The sequence below is a fragment of the Chitinophaga sp. sic0106 genome (assembly GCF_019219075.1).
In the GTDB taxonomy this organism is placed as follows: domain Bacteria; phylum Bacteroidota; class Bacteroidia; order Chitinophagales; family Chitinophagaceae; genus Chitinophaga.
On sequence record NZ_JAHUWJ010000002.1, the window covers coordinates 286,515 to 305,112 of the forward strand.

At 50.4% G+C, this 18,598-nt stretch carries 12 protein-coding genes; 1 reads left to right on the forward strand and 11 read right to left on the reverse strand.

Annotated features, from left to right (window positions below; all coding sequences use genetic code 11):
• Nucleotides 1-48: 48 nt before the first annotated feature.
• The 6 genes from KW844_RS03910 to KW844_RS03935 all read right to left on the reverse strand — a co-directional run bounded on the left by KW844_RS03910 (nt 49) and on the right by KW844_RS03935 (nt 8,367).
• Entirely contained in the window at nt 49-1,488 is a 1,440-nt protein-coding gene (locus tag KW844_RS03910) for a DUF2231 domain-containing protein (RefSeq protein WP_218375406.1), read from the reverse strand.
• 25 nt (nt 1,489-1,513) lie between these two features.
• Nucleotides 1,514-2,446, reverse strand: coding sequence for a sugar phosphate isomerase/epimerase (locus KW844_RS03915; RefSeq protein ID WP_218375407.1), 933 nt, complete (start codon nt 2,444-2,446; stop codon nt 1,514-1,516).
• Nucleotides 2,447-2,462: 16 nt separating this feature from the next.
• Nucleotides 2,463-3,950, reverse strand: a complete 1,488-nt coding sequence (locus KW844_RS03920; RefSeq protein ID WP_218375408.1) for a DUF1501 domain-containing protein — start codon at nt 3,948-3,950, stop codon at nt 2,463-2,465.
• 10 nt (nt 3,951-3,960) lie between these two features.
• Nucleotides 3,961-6,675 (reverse strand): DUF1553 domain-containing protein, encoded by a 2,715-nt coding sequence (locus KW844_RS03925; protein ID WP_218375409.1) that lies wholly within the window; start codon nt 6,673-6,675, stop codon nt 3,961-3,963.
• Nucleotides 6,676-6,765: 90 nt separating this feature from the next.
• Nucleotides 6,766-7,641 (reverse strand): AraC family transcriptional regulator, encoded by an 876-nt coding sequence (locus tag KW844_RS03930; protein ID WP_218375410.1) that lies wholly within the window; start codon nt 7,639-7,641, stop codon nt 6,766-6,768.
• Between the two features lie 84 nt (nt 7,642-7,725).
• A complete protein-coding gene (locus tag KW844_RS03935; protein ID WP_218375411.1) occupies nt 7,726-8,367 on the reverse strand; it encodes a peptidylprolyl isomerase in 642 nt (213 codons plus the stop codon).
• 122 nt (nt 8,368-8,489) lie between these two features.
• On the opposite strand from KW844_RS03935, the gene KW844_RS03940 reads away from it, so the two are divergent.
• A complete protein-coding gene (locus KW844_RS03940) occupies nt 8,490-10,625 on the forward strand; it encodes a GDSL-type esterase/lipase family protein (protein ID WP_218375412.1) in 2,136 nt (711 codons plus the stop codon).
• Nucleotides 10,626-10,713: 88 nt separating this feature from the next.
• Here KW844_RS03940 and KW844_RS03945 read toward each other — a convergent pair whose 3' ends face one another.
• From KW844_RS03945 to KW844_RS03965, 5 genes are all read right to left on the reverse strand, one after another.
• Entirely contained in the window at nt 10,714-11,931 is a 1,218-nt protein-coding gene (locus KW844_RS03945) for a PepSY domain-containing protein (protein WP_218375413.1), read from the reverse strand.
• A complete protein-coding gene (locus KW844_RS03950) occupies nt 11,931-13,175 on the reverse strand; it encodes a DUF4374 domain-containing protein (protein WP_218375414.1) in 1,245 nt (414 codons plus the stop codon). Before KW844_RS03950 ends, KW844_RS03945 begins: the two co-directional genes overlap by 1 nt.
• A gap of 25 nt (nt 13,176-13,200) precedes the next feature.
• Entirely contained in the window at nt 13,201-15,588 is a 2,388-nt protein-coding gene (locus KW844_RS03955) for a TonB-dependent receptor (protein WP_218375415.1), read from the reverse strand.
• 302 nt (nt 15,589-15,890) lie between these two features.
• Nucleotides 15,891-16,526, reverse strand: coding sequence for a response regulator transcription factor (locus KW844_RS03960; RefSeq protein ID WP_218375416.1), 636 nt, complete (start codon nt 16,524-16,526; stop codon nt 15,891-15,893).
• A complete protein-coding gene (locus tag KW844_RS03965) occupies nt 16,516-18,495 on the reverse strand; it encodes a sensor histidine kinase (RefSeq protein WP_218375417.1) in 1,980 nt (659 codons plus the stop codon). Before KW844_RS03965 ends, KW844_RS03960 begins: the two co-directional genes overlap by 11 nt.
• Between the last annotated feature and the right edge of the window lie 103 nt (nt 18,496-18,598).

The following is an 18,598-nucleotide window of genomic DNA, read 5'->3' on the forward strand; positions in this document are numbered from 1 at the left end:
AACACAGGCTTCACCAGGTTGTATTTAACCTGGTGAAGCCTGTGCATATTAATTATTTGCTACTTTATGATACTCCACCGTATCGCCAGGCAGTTGGGCCAGCCTGTATCCGCCGGTATCAATTTTTACCAGCTCTAACTGTTTTTGCAACTCCTGTAAGTCTTTTGCAGGTATTCCTGTTTGGCCTACATACAGCTGTTCCAGTTGTTTATTATTTTTTAGGGAGATGATATCTGCCGCTCCGGCAGCCGTTTGTACCAGGTTAAGGTACATGAGGCCAGCGCACTGGTTGAGCGATTTCAGCTCCTTGCCTTTGATGGCGGTGCCTTTCAGCGTTAACTTCGTGAGCTTTTTCAGCTGGCCGATGATGCCAAACACCTGATCGGTTACTGCGGTGCCGGATAAATCCAGCCATATCAGCTGTTCCTTCAAAGGCAGCAGCAGCGCTGCATCCTGATCGTTAAATGTTTGCGCAGTAAAAGCTGTGACAGACAGGTAGTTGCTGTTTTCCGCTACCGGCAATACTTTCAGACCCTTGGAGGTCAACGCTGCAATAGCAGCTTCCGGTGCTGCGCCTACTGTTTTTTCAGGCACGGTGACCAGCTGGTCCACCGGTTTGGATGGCTGCATAGCTGCCAGCACAGCGCTGATCCGGGGATTTTTTGGCAGGTCTTTTACCTTTTTACCGGCAGGGCCGCCGCAGGCAATCCACCAATGTAACAATTCTGTTTCCGCTGGCGACAGCGAAGGTTTCCCTTTCGGTGGCATGCGGTGTTCATCATTTTCAGGGAGTATAATACGTTTGTATAGTTCGCTTTCCTCCGGCATACTGTCTTTCAGCACGGGCCCATTTTCACCACCTTTACGCATCAATGCCAATGTTTCCAGTTGCAGGCCGCCTTTCAGCTTTTGCTGACTATGGCAGCTGATGCAGCGATTGTTGAGCACAGGTTGCACGAGGTCTTCATACAACAATGCATCCCCTATGTCTTTGTAATTACTGGTGCCTGCGGCTACCGCTTTTTTCGAGAACCCGCTGAGCGCCGCCGGCATGGCCGCTTCCAGGTAGTTGTCGCCATGCGTGAGCGTACCACCATAATGCCCGGTGATACTGATGAGCGCCAGCATTACCAGCGCCAGCACCAATTCTATCTTTGGGCTTTTTTTCAGCAGGCGGTATGCCACCCACCAGATGCCGCTGATAACGGCAACGGCTATACCGAGATAGAAATGTGTGTCTAATGTACGTTCCTCATAACCACCGTCCTGCGATAGTAAGTAACCGGTGATACAGCTGAAAGCCGCTGCAGCAAAGGCGAGGAACAAGGTGAACGGAATGGCAGCGCGCAGTGACTGCCACCTGGGTAATTTGCTGATCAGCACAAACAGGAGCGCCAGTATCAGAATGCCTATTGGTAAGTGTACCAGCAGCGGGTGCATACGCCCTGTGAGACTAGCCCAGCTGCCTGTACTTTCTAAAAGAATCATGCACAAAATAGTTGAGTAATTCAGATCATTTGGCAGCGGCGTAACGCGCACGCAGTTGCTGCATCATATATACGTTGATGTCCCACTGATTGGCCAGCGGCTGCCGGGTGTAAGGCAGGGTAGGCATATAGTTAGGCGGACCGAACTCTGTAAGCACGGTGAGCGGTTTGCCTTCGGCCTGGTGGCGTTGTACAATCTGATCCCACCAGCTGAAGTGCTGCTTTACAGCCGCTTCCCACTCAGGGGCACGCGGATCGCTTACCTGCGGTCCTTCCTGGTGGCCTACGCGCGCATGAAAATGGCTGGCGCGGGAAAGTGCCGCTGCTACCGCTTCCGGCTGATCCTGCAAGAGCGATTCGTGCACATTGCACCAATGGGAAATATCCAGTGTTAAGCGGAGATCAGGTTTGGCGTCAATGAACTGTTTCGCAATATGTGCGGCAAACAGCATCCTGCTGCGGTGTGTTTCGTGGTATACCGGTATGCCACTCGCTCTGGAAATGCGGGTGGTCATATCAATGAGGCGGCAGTTTTGTTCGAAGGTGAAATAATCCCTGCCGCTGTGGCAATTCACATATAATGGCTTTACAGCTGCCTTTGCAGTAGCGCGTTGCAGGTTGGTTTCAAACTCTGAAAAGTGTTTGTCGAAGTTGCTGTTGCTGCCGGCGGCGAGGTAGCCTACGGCGAGGTCATTATCTTTCAGTGCTTTGAATAACTCCGTTTGTACGTCAGGGTTACCTGACCACCATACCTCTATGCCATCGTATCCTGCCTGTTTGGCGGCAGCGCAAAAGGCGGTGATGCCACCGGTGAAACCCCAGTCGGTAGCCATAATGGTGAGCTTAAAGCCTGGTTTAATGCTGGTGTTGGTAGTAGCCAGTGATGGGAGGGATGGCAGCAATAGCGCACCGCCCAGTATCGATGATTGTTTCAGGAAATTTCTTCTGTCGTTGTTCATGCGGTTATGGAATATTTTAAGCCAGTATCGGTGTGATTACTTTCCCTCCGGTGTCGGTGAGGCGGAACGGCCTTCCCTGGAACTGGTAGGTGAGTTTTTCGTGATCAAAACCCAGCTGCTGTAAGATGGTTGCGTGTATATCATTGATGGCCACTTTGCCTTTTACGGCGGCATAGCCTATTTCATCTGTTTCTCCCCAGGTAAATCCTTTTTTAATGCCTGCCCCTGCCATCCAGATGGTAAAGGCTTCTACGTGGTGATCGCGGCCAAGGAAAGGCATGTCTTTACCATCGCGGTTTTCCTGCATAGGGGTGCGACCAAACTCACCACCCCAGATTACCAGCGTTTCGTCCAGCAGGCCGCGTTGCTTCAGATCCTGAAGCAGTGCAGTAACTGGGCGGTCGATTTCGCGGCACTTATTACGGAAGCCATAGTCGATAGCCAGGTTTTCATCTGTGCCATGACTATCCCAGCCCCAGTCGTACAGCTGTACAAAGCGTACGCCTTTTTCCACGAGCTTGCGTGCCAGCAGGCAGTTGTTGGCAAAGGATTCTTTCCCTGGCTGTGTGCCGTACATTTCGTGGATATAATCGGGTTCGTTCTGTATGTTCATCACATCGGGAACGGCTATCTGCATTTTATACGCCAGCTCGTACTGTGAAATACGGGCCAGTGTTTCCGGGTCGCCGTACGCCGTGTATTCTTCTTCGTTAATGCGGTTGATGGCATCAATAGAGGCTTTGCGCATATCGCGGTCCATCCCTTCCGGATCGGAGAGGAACAGCACCGGGTCGCCTTTGGTGCGGCATTGTACGCCCTGGTATACGGAAGGCAGGAAGCCGCTGCCCCAGATGCTTTTTCCGGCATCCGGTGTTTTACCGCCGGAGGTGAGCACTACAAATCCCGGCAGATTACTGTTTTCTGTACCTAAGCCATAGGTTACCCAGGAGCCGGTGCTGGGTCTGCCGAGCCGCGCACTGCCGGTTTGCATCAGCAGCTGTGCGGGGCCGTGGTTAAACTGGTCTGTTTGTACTGCTTTGAGGAAGCTCACGTCATCAGCCATGGTGCTGAAGTGCGGCAGGTGATCGGAGATCCAGGCGCCGGAATTACCGTGCTGACTAAACACCGCCTGTGGCCCCAGCATTTTAGGGACGCCGCGGATAAAGGCGAACTTCTTTCCTTCCAGCAATGATGGCGGGCATAGCTGGTTATGTAATTTCTGCAGGGCAGGTTTATAATCGAACAGCTCTAATTGTGATGGTGCGCCGGCCATGTGCAGGTATATCACGCTCTTTGCCTTGCCGGGAAAATGCGGCACCTTGGGCGCCATGGGATCAGCCGCTACTGCGCTGGGGATGGCACTGCTGCCACCGCATCCGGCGAGGAAGGAGCCCAGGGCTGCCGCCCCGATGCCGGTTACACAGTCCATTAAAAAGTGGCGGCGGGTGAGGGAGCGCAGGTGCTCTTTATTAGCTTCGTCTATCAGTTTTTTGTATCTGGACATACGAATGATTTTAAGATTTGGTCATGAATTCATCCAGGTTCATCAGCGCGTTGGCTACTACGGTCAGCGCTGCGGCAGACGGCGCCTCTGGCGTGTTGCTGCTGCACTGCAGCAGCTTGCAGGCAGCCGCAGGATCTTTCTGGTAAGTGGTTAATGCTTTGTTGTATAGTGTAAGCAGGACTTTCAGCTTAGTATCGGTAATAGGTTTGAACATAGCGCGTTCATAACCCCAACGGATACTCGCAGCCGGATCTTTGGACTGTGTTTGCATTTGTTTAGCCAGTGCTACCGCTGTTTCTACATACACCGGGTCATTGAGTGTTACCAGTGCCTGTAGTGGTGTGTTGGTGCGTATCCGGCGTTGCAGGCATACTTCGCGGCTGCTGCCGTCGAAGGTGATCATGGAAGGGTAAGGGCTGGTGCGTTTCTGGTAAACGTATACCGCACGGCGGTATTGATTGCCGTCGTCCGCCTTTTTCCAGTATTCACCGCTCCATACCGACTGCCAGATGTTATCCGGCTGGTAAGGCATGATGCTGGGCCCGTGCTGGTTCAGGTTTAGTAATCCGCTGACGCTGAGCGCCTGGTCGCGTACCGCTTCGGAAGTGAGCCTGAAATGCGGTCCTCTGGCCAGGTAGCGGTTAGCGGGGTCTTTTTCCTGTAGCTCAGGTGTATTGACAGATGAACGTTGGTAAGCAGCAGAGAGCACCATTTCTCTCAGTAATGGCTTCAGGTGCCATTTGTAGCGGTGCATGAAATTATAGGCGAGGTAGTCCAGCAGCTTCGGATGCGAAGGCGTGAAGCCCTGGGTGCCGAAGTCCTCCAGCGTTTCCACGATGCCGATGCCAAATAGTTGCTCCCACAGGCGGTTAACCATTACCCTTGCGGTGAGCGGGTTTTGATCGGAGGTAAGCCACTGCGCAAATCCGAGGCGGTTGCGCGGGGCGTTGGCCGGGAATGGATTGAGTGAATGAGGGACATCGGGTTTTACTTCTGCGCCTGTAACCATCCAGTTGCCTCTTTCAAATATATGCGTGGGGCGGTACATAGATACCGGGTTCTCTACCATCACAGGTACTTCTTCCGGCTGCATGTTCACTACTTCCATAAATTTAGCGGCTATCTGGTCATATCCCGGCGCACCTTTCCCTGGCAGCTCTTCGCGGAAGGCGAACCATTCCACTGCGCATACGGAGGACTCTTTTTGTAAGGCCGGATTGCGGAATATAAAGTACAGGTCATGGATGCCTGAGGTGGCAGGCATTGGAATGTTGATGGCGAGGCGGCCTTTGGTGACGGCCAGCGGCTGCGTCAGCAATGTTATACCGTTGAGGCTGTCCAGGCGTATTTCCATAACACCACCGGGCGTGCCGGTCCAGTAGTTCATGAGGAAGCGCGATTTGCCGGTGAGGTCCTGCTTCGGGAGGCGGCAGCTACCGCCGCTTCTGATGCCGAGGTATTTGGTATCTGCGAGGGCGCCGTTGATGTATTGGTCGCAGTCGTGTGCATGGCGTTTAGGTTCCAGCACGGTCATGAATTCCTTTACATCCTGTTGTTGTATGGTGTTGCCGTTGTTGCTCACCCAGCTGGTAATGGCCTTTACCTGTTCGTTACTAACGCTGTCGTACAAACGAAGTTTAGGATGTTCCATGTGGGTATCTTCATCGCGGGTATTATTGACGAAGGCGAGCAGTTTATAATAATCTTCAAAGCGGAACGGATCATAAGGGTGGCTATGGCATTGTACGCATGCGATGGTAACCCCTTGGAACACGTCCATGGTGGTGCTGATGCGGTCCATTACGGCGGCGGTGCGGAACTCTTCGTCCTGGGTGCCGCCTTCATCGTTGCTCATGGTGTTACGGTTGAAGGCCGTAGCGATGAGTTGGTCTTTGGAAGGGTTGGGCAGCAGGTCGCCGGCGAGCTGTTCGATGGCGAAGCTGTCGTAAGGCAGGTCGCGGTTAAATGCGTCGATTACCCAGTCGCGGTAGCGCCAGATATTCCTGCCGTTATCACGTTCGTAGCCTTTGGAATCGGAGTAGCGGGCGAGGTCCAGCCACATGCTGGCCCAGCGTTCGCCGTACTGCGGTGATTGCAGCAGTTTATCCACCAACTTTTCATAGGCTTTGTCGCTGTTATCTGCTGCAAATTGCTTAGCCATTTCCGGTGTGGGTGGTAGTCCGGTGAGGTCCATGCTCACGCGGCGCAGCAACGTCATTTTATCGGCAGCGCCGGCGGCTTTAAGGCCTTCGGCTTCGAGTTTTTCGTTGACGAAATAATCGATGGCATGGTCCTGATCAGGTACCGTGGGTGCTTTGGGTGATACGTAAGCCCAGTGCTCGCCCCATTCCGCGCCGGATTTTACCCAGGCGGTCAGGATATCGATTTCTTCTTTGCTGAGGGGATCTCCTTTCTGTGGCATCCGTTCTTTCGGGTCCTTACAGGTGAGCCGGCGGATAAATTCGCTGTGATCAGGATCACCGGGAATAATAGCGGGCTTGCCCGATTTAGTGACACCAAGGGCCTCTTCGCGGAACAGTACACTGAATCCGCCACTTTGCTTTACACCGCCGTGGCAGCTGATGCAATGCTTGTTTAAAATAGGTTTGACTTCTGTACTGAAGTCCGGTTTTCGCGTGGAGTTACATGCAGCCATTATACCGCCCGCAACCAGGGCAATGCATATGTTCACTGTAAGTATCCGACGCGTAGTGGAATAACGCATTAGACTAATGATTGACGTAACCTAAAATTAAGAAGGACCTGCCTGATGATTACTAGATGATCTGTCGGAAATGATGGATTATTTTATGATTCAGGTATTCCTTTCCCTGTACTGGTTGGGCGACACGCTCATCACTTTTGTGAAAAGCCTGGAAAAATAGTACGGGTCCTCCATGCCCAGCCGCGCTGCTATCTCCTTAATCCTTAAAGTAGTGAAAAGCAGGTACTGGCAAGCATCCTGGACTTTCAGCTGGTTAAAATACTCAATAGGAGAAAAGCCGGTATGGGCCTTAAATAAGGAGCTGAAGTGCGACTGCGAGAGGTTTGCAGCATTTGCCATCTGTTGCAGCGTCAGCATTTTATGCAGATTTTTCCGCATAAATGAAATGGCCAGGTCGGTGGCATTATGGCTGGGAGCCACGGTCAGCTCAGCTTCTGAATAAATGCAGTTGGCCAGGAAAGTCCAGAAATGCATGTTGGCATACAACAGGTTCTCTGTTCTGTAGCCTTTCTCCAGCTGCCGGTAGCTTTTGTCAAACAGCTCTATCCGCTGGTCGGACCAGCGCAGAAAAGTTTTGTACCCCTGCCACTCCTTCATGGCAGCCTCCAGCAGCCCGTCGCTGCTGGTGCCGGTGAAATGTGCCCAGTAGATGGTCCATGGATCTCTGGCGTCGGCATTATACTCATGCGGCACGTTCCGCGGCAGCAAAAAACAATTGCCCGCCTGCATAGGATGGGCATGGCCGCCAACGATGATCTGACCGGCGCCCTCCTTGCAATAAATTAAGATATGCTGATCAGCCCCTTGCGGACGTTTCTTATAATGGAACTTAGCTTTGTCGTAGAAACCAATGTCGGTAATATATAAAGGCGCAAGCGCCGGATTCATTGTACACTGCGTGGCTAAAAGACTGCGTGGAAGCACAATTGCTCGCTGCCCCTGGAAGCCTTCTCTCTTCCGGATCATAACGGGATATTTGAATCAAAGTAAGAAAATCCATCCCGACGGACAATTTTATTGGATGAGTGGCAATGAAAACGATTGAAACGACTATTTCTTCTTCAAAACAGTCACAGAAAAGATTACCGGGGTGACAGGTACATCATTTTTATCGGTAGGCTGCCCACTGATTTTTTCAACCACCTCATAGCCTTTGGTAATTTCACCGAATACGGTGTAATCGCCATCCAGTCGCGGTATACCACCTATGGACTCATATACTTTTTTATGCTCCTCCGGGATCACCACCCCTTTTTTCTTTTCCAGTTCTGCCAGTTGGGCTGGGGTATATTTTTTACCGGTTACAAAATATATCTGGTTGAAGTACGCCGCCTTTTCAGGGTTATCGTCGCGGCCAGCACCCAGGGTGCCGCGTTTGTGATAGCGGTTGGACTTGATCTCCGCAGGAAAGCGGGGTGCCCCCAGTTCAGGATGCTGCTTTTCATACAGCAGGGTAGTATCGTCCAGCACGCCGCCCTGGATCACAAAGTCCTTGATCACCCGGTTAAACAGGGCATTGGTGTAAGTGCCCTTCCTGATTTCAGCAAGGAACATATCCCGGTACTTCGGTGTATCGTCGTACAGCATAACGGTGAAATTGCCTTGGTTGGTGGTAAATTTTACCAGTACTGACTGCGCCTGGGTAATGATAGCACCCAGCAGCAGGGCAACTAACAGCATCCCTTTTTTCATGTTCAGGTTTTTGCTGAAGATACTATTTTGCTAAGATAGTGTCACTAAATATCATTATTGTTTAACTCACATGATCCGGAGATACCTACTTTTGACTATTCTCAATAGTATAAGTAAATTCCATGTATTGTAAAAACAAGCGCTTACATGCGGCCATGATGGTCTGCATGCTGTTGTTGCCAATTTTTTCCTTTGCCGGTAAGATAGTAGTGTCGTGCTTAGGCACCAGTATCACGTATGGGGCCGGTATGTACAACCGGGAACAAAATAACTTTCCAAGGCAATTGCAATACCTCCTGGGCAACGACTACCAGGTTAACAACTACGGTGCCAGTGGCGCCACCCTATTGCACCATGGTAATCTGCCCTACGATCAGCAGCAGGTGTATCAAAAAGCACTGCAAACAAAGAGTGATATCATCTTTCTTGAATTTGGTACCAACGATAGCAAAGCCGTGAACCGGCCTTACTTTAATGAGTTTGTAAACGACTACAAACAATTGATTGCGCGGCTCCGTAGCCAGCATGCTACTACATCTCCCCGTATTATATTATTAATGCCGGTGCCAGCCTACCTGACTGATACTGCCAGTATCAGTGATAGTATTATAAGGAGAGATATACAACCCATGATCCGCCAGGTGGCCTATGAAACGGGCGTGGAAATCATTGACCTGTACCCATCCTTCGCGGGGCAAAAAGATTTATTACCGGATCAGATTCATCCTTCCTCCATAGGCGCTGCACTAATCGCACGGCGTTTATACGAGGCCGTTAGTATCTCCCCGGATAAAAACTATGATATTTTTACCCGCCTGAAAATGCCGGTGGCAACCAGCTCCTTCTATGGCTATGCCTGCGCTGATTTTACCCTTAACGGTCGTAACTGTAAAGTGGTGAAACCCCGGCTGGCAGCTAAGGACAAACCATGGATATGGCGGGCACGTTTCTGGGGCCACGAGCCACAAACAGACATCGCGATGCTGGAAAGAGGCTACCACATCGTATACTGCGATGTAGCTGAAATGTTTGGCAGCCCTGCCTGTATTAGCCTGTGGAATAAATTCTATCAACTGCTGACCAGCAGCGGCCTGGCTAAAAAAGTAATATTGGAGGGGATGAGTCGCGGTGGGATGTACATTTATAACTGGGCCCTTGCCAACCCCGGCAAAGTAGCTGCCATTTACGCGGACGCGCCCGTACTGGACATCACCCGCTGGCCCGGACATAACGGCGCAGGCCCTGGCAGTAAAGAAAACTGGGAGATCTTTAAACAACAATACCACCTTACCGAAGCACAAGCGGTGCAGTATAATCACTCCCCGCTCAACAATGCCGCTGCCATAGCAAAACTGGGTTTTCCCATGCTGCACGTGGTAGGCGATGCAGACAGCCTGGTGCTGGTAAGTGAACACACCACGCCGTTTGAGCAACAGGTAAAAGCCGCCGGCGGCAATATCACCGTCATACATAAACCAGGAATAGGGCATCACCCGCATAGCCTTGCCAACCCGCGACCAATCGTTGAATTTATGCTCGCAGCCACCGGCCATAAAATAAACTTTGCCCGTAAACCTATACCCGCTGCGGAATACCGCTCTGCCGCCGGCTGGAAAAAAGACTGCGGCTGGTGGGAGCAACATGCAGATATTGATAGCCTGCTCCTGGCGCAAAAAGGTAGCCTCGATATCGTGTTTGCCGGTAACTCCATCACACAAGGCACCGGTGGACATCGTACCAAAACCACCAGCAAAGCAGGATACAATGCTTTCGATTCCACCTTCGGTAAATGGAACTGGGAATGTGCCGGCATCTCCGGCGACCGCGTACAAAACCTGCTCTGGCGCTTTCAGAACGGTACCTATGCGGCAGCAGAACCCAAAGTAATGGTGGTGACCATTGGGGTTAATAACTTTGGCGATAACGACAGCGCAGCAGAAATTGCTGCCGGCATCCTGGACCTGGTAAAGTGGGTGAGGAAAAATATACCGGCCACCAAACTGGTACTCTCTGGCTTACTGCCCACGGGCTTTACAACGGAAGATCCCCGCAGGATTAAATACGACGGTATACAACGTATCCTGGCAGATACTAACCATAACGGATACACGTACCTGCCGCTAACGGGAACATTTACAGACGAAAAAGGTAACCTGGATGCGACCGCATATGCAAAAGATGGGATACATCTCACCGGAAAAGGATACCGGATGTGGGCCAAAGCGTTGGAACCTGTGGTAGTAGGGTTGTTGAAATAATTCTTTGTCAGTTATGTAGAGCCGGGCTGCGCCCGGCTCCTCGAATTGATCTCCGCGATGAGACGGGCGCAGCCCGTCTCTACACAAATCATACGGCAACGACCGCTTTCTTGACCGGCGCTTTTTTCTTCTTCTTACCCTTACCCCACCAGATAATAAACCCGGTAACCGGCAAGGTAGCACCAATTAAACTGGCAAAGAATGCCAGCACTTTTCCCGGCAAACCAAGAATACTGCCCACATGGATATCATAGTTCATGCGCCGCAGCTTGCCGCCAAAGTCGGCCTCCGCGTATGACATCGCACTTTCAGGATCACCTTTGATCTGCGCCAGTGTATGCTGGTCATACGAATAACGCTGCAGGTCATAAAATGTTCCTTTGCTAGGATAAGCAATTACCATAATGCTGGAACCAGCTTTTCCTTGATCCGGCAGGCCTATGTAAAACCCTTTAGACGCCGGATGTTTGGCAGCCGTGGCTTCCCATACCGCATCAATACGTTGGCCCATGGTGAGTTGCAGTTTGCCCGCCTGCAGTGAGTCAGATACCGCTTCCTTGTAGGAAGGGATGGAGCGGCCACCGGTGGTAACCCAGTAGGTACCCTTGCTCCACCATTCCAGGCCGTACACCATCCCGGTGCAGCCAATAGCAAACAAAATCAGCAAAGCATAAAATCCAAATACGTTGTGAAGATCGTAGTTGATACGTTTAGTGCTCGCCCCCCACTTAATGGTAAAGTTCTGCTGCCGCGTGCTCTTATTCCACTTTTTAGGCCACCACAGCACCAGGCCGGTCAGCAACGTGATCACACAAATGAGTGTGCTATAGTTCACAATAGGGCGCCCAATCTTAAACGGCATCCATAGAAAACGGTGCCCGTTGAGTACCCACCTGAAAAAGTTTACTTCTCCCGGCTTGCGCGTTACCTTACTTACCACTTCACCTGTGTAAGGATTTATTTTAAGGGTAGACCCGCCACGACGAGCGCCCACATTGAGCTCTGCAGTTTTACCATCTTTATAAAACATATATCCTACCGACTGCCCGGGCAGCTCCTTTGCGGCAATCGCCATCAGCGCCGATGGTTTGAGTACCGGCTTGTCCTGGTGTGCAATCTTAGTTTCTGGTTCCAGTAAACTGGTAATCTCCTCATTGAATACCCAGATGCAACCTGTAAGGCATACGATAATAACAACAATGCCGGAAACGAGTCCCAGCCAAAGATGTAACCAGGCAGATATCCTATAGAAAAGCGACCGGGAACCTGGTTTTTTCCCGGTCGTTGCTTTCTTGTTTGTTTGCATTAGTATTCTACTTTAGTAATCGCAGTAATTTTTCCACCCTGTACTTCTAATCCGCGTGTAGCCGTTGCCGTTTTAATATCAATTTTATATATCCAGCTGCCGGTAGCAGTGTTAATACCAATGTAGCCCAGCTCACCATCACCGGAGCCGGTGTTGTTATTGTAAGGCGCAGAGGAGCTTTGGATATCTTCAGGGCCGCCTTTGATCCAACCGAAGGATTTTTCTGCCACATCCACCAGTGCCATTTTACGGTTGCCGGTGTTGGCATGTTTATCACCATACATCATCAGCAGAAATTTGTTGTTGCCGAGGTAGGTTTGTGCTGAAATTTTATGTCCGCCGGAGGCTTCTTCCACATCAAAGAAATAGCTTTTATCAAACTCCGTAGTGCCTTTAAGGATACGTACCACTGCGGATGGTTTGGTAGATATCACCTTGCTGGTATTGGTAGCGATGGCAGAAGAGAAACCATAGATGTCACCGTTTTCTGTAACGCCTAAGCCATCGTTGAAATAATTACCAATGTAGCTGGTGCGGTTGTCGCGGATTACTTTTTCCACTTTCAGGTCGGGGTAGGAGAGTACTGCCACCCAGGTACTGTCGGGGTACACTGTACCAAAGGCGTCATTACAGCAGCCTTTGATGCTCATGTATGGCGCAAATACTTTATCGCCTACCTGTGTAGCCCAGGTGAAGTGCGCACGCTCGCCGTTGGCCGCCAGCTGTACGATGTTGATGGCGGCACTGCCGATCTGCTGCGACTTCAAAGCATCTATACGATAGAAAGAGGCGGTTTCCACACCGCTCCTTGGGATTTTTATCAGCAGTAACTCATCATTCACTTTAGTGAAGGCCTGTACGGTTTCTGTCTGGAACTCAGATGTTTTCAGCAGCTTGGACCCGGCGGAATCAAACCGGTAGGTGGTAACCGCACCGGGATTGCCCTGGCCATACAACAAGCTGAAGAACCTGCCTTTGTGAGTCATATAATAACGATAGGAACCATCCTGCTCAATACCGTTGCCGGCAGTGGTAATGGCGCCATTATCCAGCTGATCAGTGCTCAGCAGGTAGTCCGCAATACCGGTAGTGCCTGCGGGAGTGGCGGTAATCACATATTTATACTTGCCGGATGTTTCCCTGTCTCCGAAATCATAAATAGCATCTATATCATCTTTATCACATCCTACACCTAACATGGCCATGCCACATGCAAGCGTTAATATCCTGTTCAAATTTTTCATTACGGCGTATTAAATATTTTAGTAGTTATTTTTTGCTGATGAAGTACCTGAGTTTTACGTTGAAGGCACGTCCAGGCTTCTGTAAGCTGAAGTTGTCGTAGTTGCGGTTGTTGACCAGGTTTTTGCATTCCACGGCTACGTTGTAGCGGCCATCTGCGAGGGCATACACCACATTTACATCCTGACAAAACTGGCGTGGGATAGTGAGCTTTTCACCGGCGGTACCCTGTCCTGGCCAGCTGAGGAAAAATTCATGTACATACTGGAAGTTGTATCCTACGGTGAGGTGGTTACCTTTTTTCAGCACGTTTTTGAAAAACAGGGAAGCGTCGGCATTACCAAACATATAAGGGATGTTAGGGATGCGGTCGCGGTAAGTAGGACTTACTGTTTTCTGCTCAGACTCGAATTTGGTATTGTTACGGAGGTTCTGATAAGTCATGTTAACTCCTGCGGTGAAAATTCTTTTGAAGCTATAGCGGATTTCCCCGTCCACACCCATGTTGGTGATGCCGCCCAGGTTTTCGTTGCTTTGCTTGATCTGGTTGCGGTTCAGGGTAGGGCGGATGAAATCTGTGGCATTGCGGTACAGGAAGTTGGCATCCACGCTGAATCGGTGATCATCGTTCAGCTTTGTTTGCCAGCTGGCGCCAACATTATAGTTGTTGCTGCTTTCCGGACGGAGCGTTACGTTTCCTTCCAGCAGTTGCATATCGCCAAACAGTTCTTCACCTTCCGGCAGGCGGTAGCTTTTTTCGTAAGAAGCTTTTACCTGGAGGGTAGGGAGGAGGAAGTAAGCAGTGGCAGCGCCATAGCCCCAGTTGTTCATTTTGTTGGACAGCTCCCGGTAGGCCACATCGCCCCAGCCGCCGGTAGGATTGTAGCTTTCCGCATATTTATTTACCTGGTTGTAGTTTTTGGCAAACAGGGAGGTGGTCCATTTTTCGTTGTAGTCGTACTGATAGCTCAGGCCTAATACATTTTTGAAAGATTTTTGCGGCTGCTCATATTTGGCATTCTCCGGAAACAGCTCATCACTGCCCTTTCGGTTGAAGGTGGTGTATACATTGTTGACGGAGAAGAGATGGTGTTCGTTGAGGCGGTAGTTCAGGTTGGCGGTGCCTATACCATTGTTATTTTTGAACTTATATAAAGAGCGCTCGCGTTCTGCGCCTTTGGTATTGGCTTCCCATTGGCCAAACCAGTTGTAGAGGCGACTAACGGTATCAATTACCTGCTCGGTACCGAGGTTGTAGTTGCCGTTCACGCTAAGGTTCAGGCCTTTTACAAACAGGTCTTTTACCTGGTATTTTAAAGTAGGCATTACAATATTTCCGCGGCGGTGCAGTTCACCATATACGGTTTTCATGCGGGCGCCTGTTTGCAGTTCGGCGTAATTTTGGCCGAGCGTGATGCCTACGAGGAGTTTGTCTGCATATTTTTTTCCTACCACACCTACGTTAGCAATCAGTGTTTCGTTGTGATAGGTGTCATTAAATCTCCTTACCCAGGTGGCTGGATAATATTGTTTTGTTTCCAGGTTGGTAGCCTGTACGCGTACTTTATAGTCGTTGTCGGAGTAGTTCTGGAAAACGTTCAGTTGTGCTGTGAATCCGGAATTTGCCACATAGGCTGCGTTTACAGCGGAGCGGTGGGTATTAAAGGAGCCAAAGCTGTAGGAGGCGTCCAGGTAGCTTTGTTTAACATTGCTGGTAACGATGTTTACCGCACCTCCCAGTGCATCCGCACCGAGCCATACCGGCACTACACCTTTATATACTTCTACTCTGTCAGCGAGGTTGATGGGGATGTTATTAAGCTGAAAGGAGGAGCCAAAGTTTTCCATAGGAATACCATCGAGGAACATTTTTACCTGGCGGCCGGAGAAGCCGTTTAGTGAAAAGTTCATGCGGGAGCCCAGGCCGCCGTCCTCCCGTACACGGATACCCGAAACGCGGTCCAGCGCGTGTGCCAGATCGAGCGTGGTGTTATGCAGTTTCTTGGCATCGATGGCGGTGAGGTTGTATGCTTGCCGCTGTACATTCTGCAAAGGCGTGCGGCCAATAACAGACACGGCTTCCATGTGTTTCATGTCAGCTTGCATACTCACATTTACGGTGGCGGTTTCGCCAGCAATAGCATTAACCTCCAGCTGATATTTTTTATAACCAATCAATGAAATAATCAGTACTCTTTTTCCGGGGCGTATGCCTTTTAACTGGAATTGTCCGCGGTGATCGGATACTGTTTTATTAGTATGATCAGGCAGGGAGATGGAAGCGCCGGCGAGGCTCTCACCTTGTTCGTTTTTGAGCATACCTTTGATGGTAGCGTCATTGCCTGACTGTGCAAACATGGTAAAGGTCAGGGATAATAGCAGGCTTAATAGCAATAGTTTTTTCAGGTACATCATTTATTCTTTTGTAGATCAGTTCATTCGTGTATGGGCAAAAAAATCCCGCAGCAGTGTGCGGGTAGCGCATGCCAGTAAAGAATATAAGTATTGTTTCCGGGTGCAAATGTAGGGGTGGGATTACAAAGTCATTTTCGAAATCCGGAAAAGATTGGAAGAGAAAAAATTCCCTATTACGTAAATGCGTTGGCGTTAGTAGACTGTATTGTTGATTGGGCCGCCTTTGGCCGATCTAATCAATAATACAGGGGAGAGACCTTCGGTCTCTCCCCTGTATTGAAAAAATATGGTAGGTGAACTAATCAAATAAATCCCTGGGTAATTGCTGCCTTTATTAACGCTGCCACATTTTTGGACTGAAACTTATGCATCAGGTTTTTGCGATGCGTTTCCACCGTCATGGGGCTTAAATTTAATTGTGCTGCAATTTCCGGTGTAGTTTTTCCATCCGAAATCAGGTGCAGTATTTCTTTTTCACGGGTGGTCAGCTGCGGGGTGCCTTGCAGGTCCAGGGCCGACGGGCGCGCCATAATTTCCCTTACTGCCTTGCTGAAGGTGATCAGGCCATTATTGGCTTCCTGTATGCAGCTGATGAGTTCCTCGGCACTGGCGTTTTTCAGGAGGTAGCCGGAGGCCCCGTTTTGCAGCAATTGTAATATCAGGCTACGTTCTGAATGGTTGCTGAAAGCCAGGATATGTGTGGTGGGAGCAATGGTTTTTATTGCTTTGCAGAGATCAGCTCCTTTCATATCGGGGAGGTTGATGTCTAGCAGCAGCACATCTGTTGGCTGGAATTCCATTGCTTCCAGGCATGCCTGGGCGGTGGTATGGCAGGCGGTAACCACCATGCCGGATACTTCAGATAATAATTTATGCAGGCCTTCCAGTACTACAGGATGATCGTCTACGATGGATATGGTAATTTCTTTACTGGACATTCAGTTCAATGTTTACGGTGGTTCCCTGATTAATGCGCGAATCTATATCAATATTTCCTTTCATAAAGCCCACTCTGTTGCGGATGTTATTCAATCCGATGCCTTTGCTGCCGTTGGTAATATCAAATCCTTTGCCGTCGTCTTCGGCGGTGATGAAGCATTTGCCCTCATCGATGCTACACTGCAACATAATATTTTTTGCGTTGCCGTGGCGCACGGCGTTGTTGAGCAGCTCCTGGATGATGCGGTAGATATGTAGTTGTATGTCTTCGGCGAGTGGGTGGTCGGAGAGGTGTATGGCCTGGAAGGTGATGCGGGTATGGTCGTTCATCATGCTTTCGCAGAGATCGTTGATAGCCGCTTCCAGGCTCTGTTCCAGCAGGGTGGCCGGCATCATGTTGTGTGCAATGCGGCGTAGTTCGGTAACGGACTTGTCGAGCTGCTGGGTGATTTTTTCCAGGGGAGCCGCTACTTGTACATCACTACTTTTCATGTGGGCCGACAAATTTATCCGTGCACCGGCGATCATGCCGCCGAGGCCGTCGTGGAGGTCGCGGGCGAGCCGGCGCCTTTCCTGCTCTTCCCCCTGCATGATGGCCTGGCTGAAGCGCAGCTGTTGTTCCTGTTCTATTTCGTGGAGATGTTGGCGGTAGCTGAGCTCCTTTTGCTCGTGCAGTTTGCGTCGGTTACGGAAGATGATATAACCGGTGGTGAGCAGCAGCACGAGGAACATGCTGATAGAGCCAAACAGGCCGCTGACCAGTCTGGAGTTGCTGGCAGAGAGGCTTTCCTGGATATTTTTTGCTTTTAAGGCTTCGATTTCTTTTTGCTTTTCGGCGTTGCGGTAGCGGATTTCGAGGGCATGCACATCGTTGGTGAGCTGACTTTTACTGAGGCTGTCGTTCAGTTCCGCATATTTTTTCATCCAGGTATAGCCTGGCTGATAGTCTTTCAGTTCTTCGTAGGTAAGGGCAAGGCCGTAGTATACCTGCAGGCGGTTAGTGGCCAGCATCATCATTTCGGGCTTTTCCGACAGCAGGAGGAGTATGTTCCTGGCTTTGGTAAACTGGCGGGCATTGTAGTAGGCGTAGAACTGTTGGAGCTGCATACGCTGCATGTCGTAGGCTTTCCCCATTTTGCCGGCCATGGCTATGCCTTTATCCAGACTTTCCAGGGCCTCATCAAATTTGCCCATAACGGTGAAGTTCATGCCTTCGGCGGCGTAGTAGTCGAGATAGAATTCCGAGTCGGGATAGGCTGGTAGCAGTTTGGCGGCGCTGTCGAGGGCCTGCCTGGCTTCAGCAGCTTTGCCGCTGAGGGAATAGTTTTCTGCAACGGTGGTATAAGCGGTGATCAGTTCATGGGTAGGCACCCCAGGCAGTTTGAGGGTGTTGAAAGCAGATTTTATGTATGTGTCTGCTTTGGCAAACTCGCCGGCATTTTTAAACACCATGGCTACTGCCAGGAGGTTTTTCCCGGCCATGGTATTGTCGCCCGCCTGCTGTGCCAGTGGGATGGCTTTGTTCAGGAGGATGTCGGCAAACCCTTTGGGGTTATCCTTTTTTTGCTCGCCGGCGCCGTAGAGGTACCATGCCTTTGCGCGGAACGACAATGCCTGCGGCGTTTTGAAGGGCTGCAGGAGGGTGTCGGCCTTCAGGTAGAGGGCCATGGCTTTGTCCAGGTCGGTGGCTTCAATAATCCTGCCGGCATAGTAATAATATGCCGCGGCAGGTATGCCGGTATTTTTACTGAACTGTAATCCGTTCTTGAGATAGCGGTCGGCTTTCAGGCTGTCTTTTCCGAGATATAGTTCTGCGAGTTCGAACGACAACATGGCTCTGGCACTATCACTGCCGGCTGTGTTTAGCTGCAGTAGCAGGTTCTCCGTGGTTTTTTCATTGGCTGGCGTTTGGGCATTCACGAATAACGGCAGCGTATATAGGAAAACAAGGATGACTAACTTTTTCATACCGGAAAATTAATAACAATTACGGAGCATACCAATTTCCGGCATTTCCATCTACCTGAAAACAGGTAGATGGAAATACTGCATACCCGGGATTGTTGCCCCT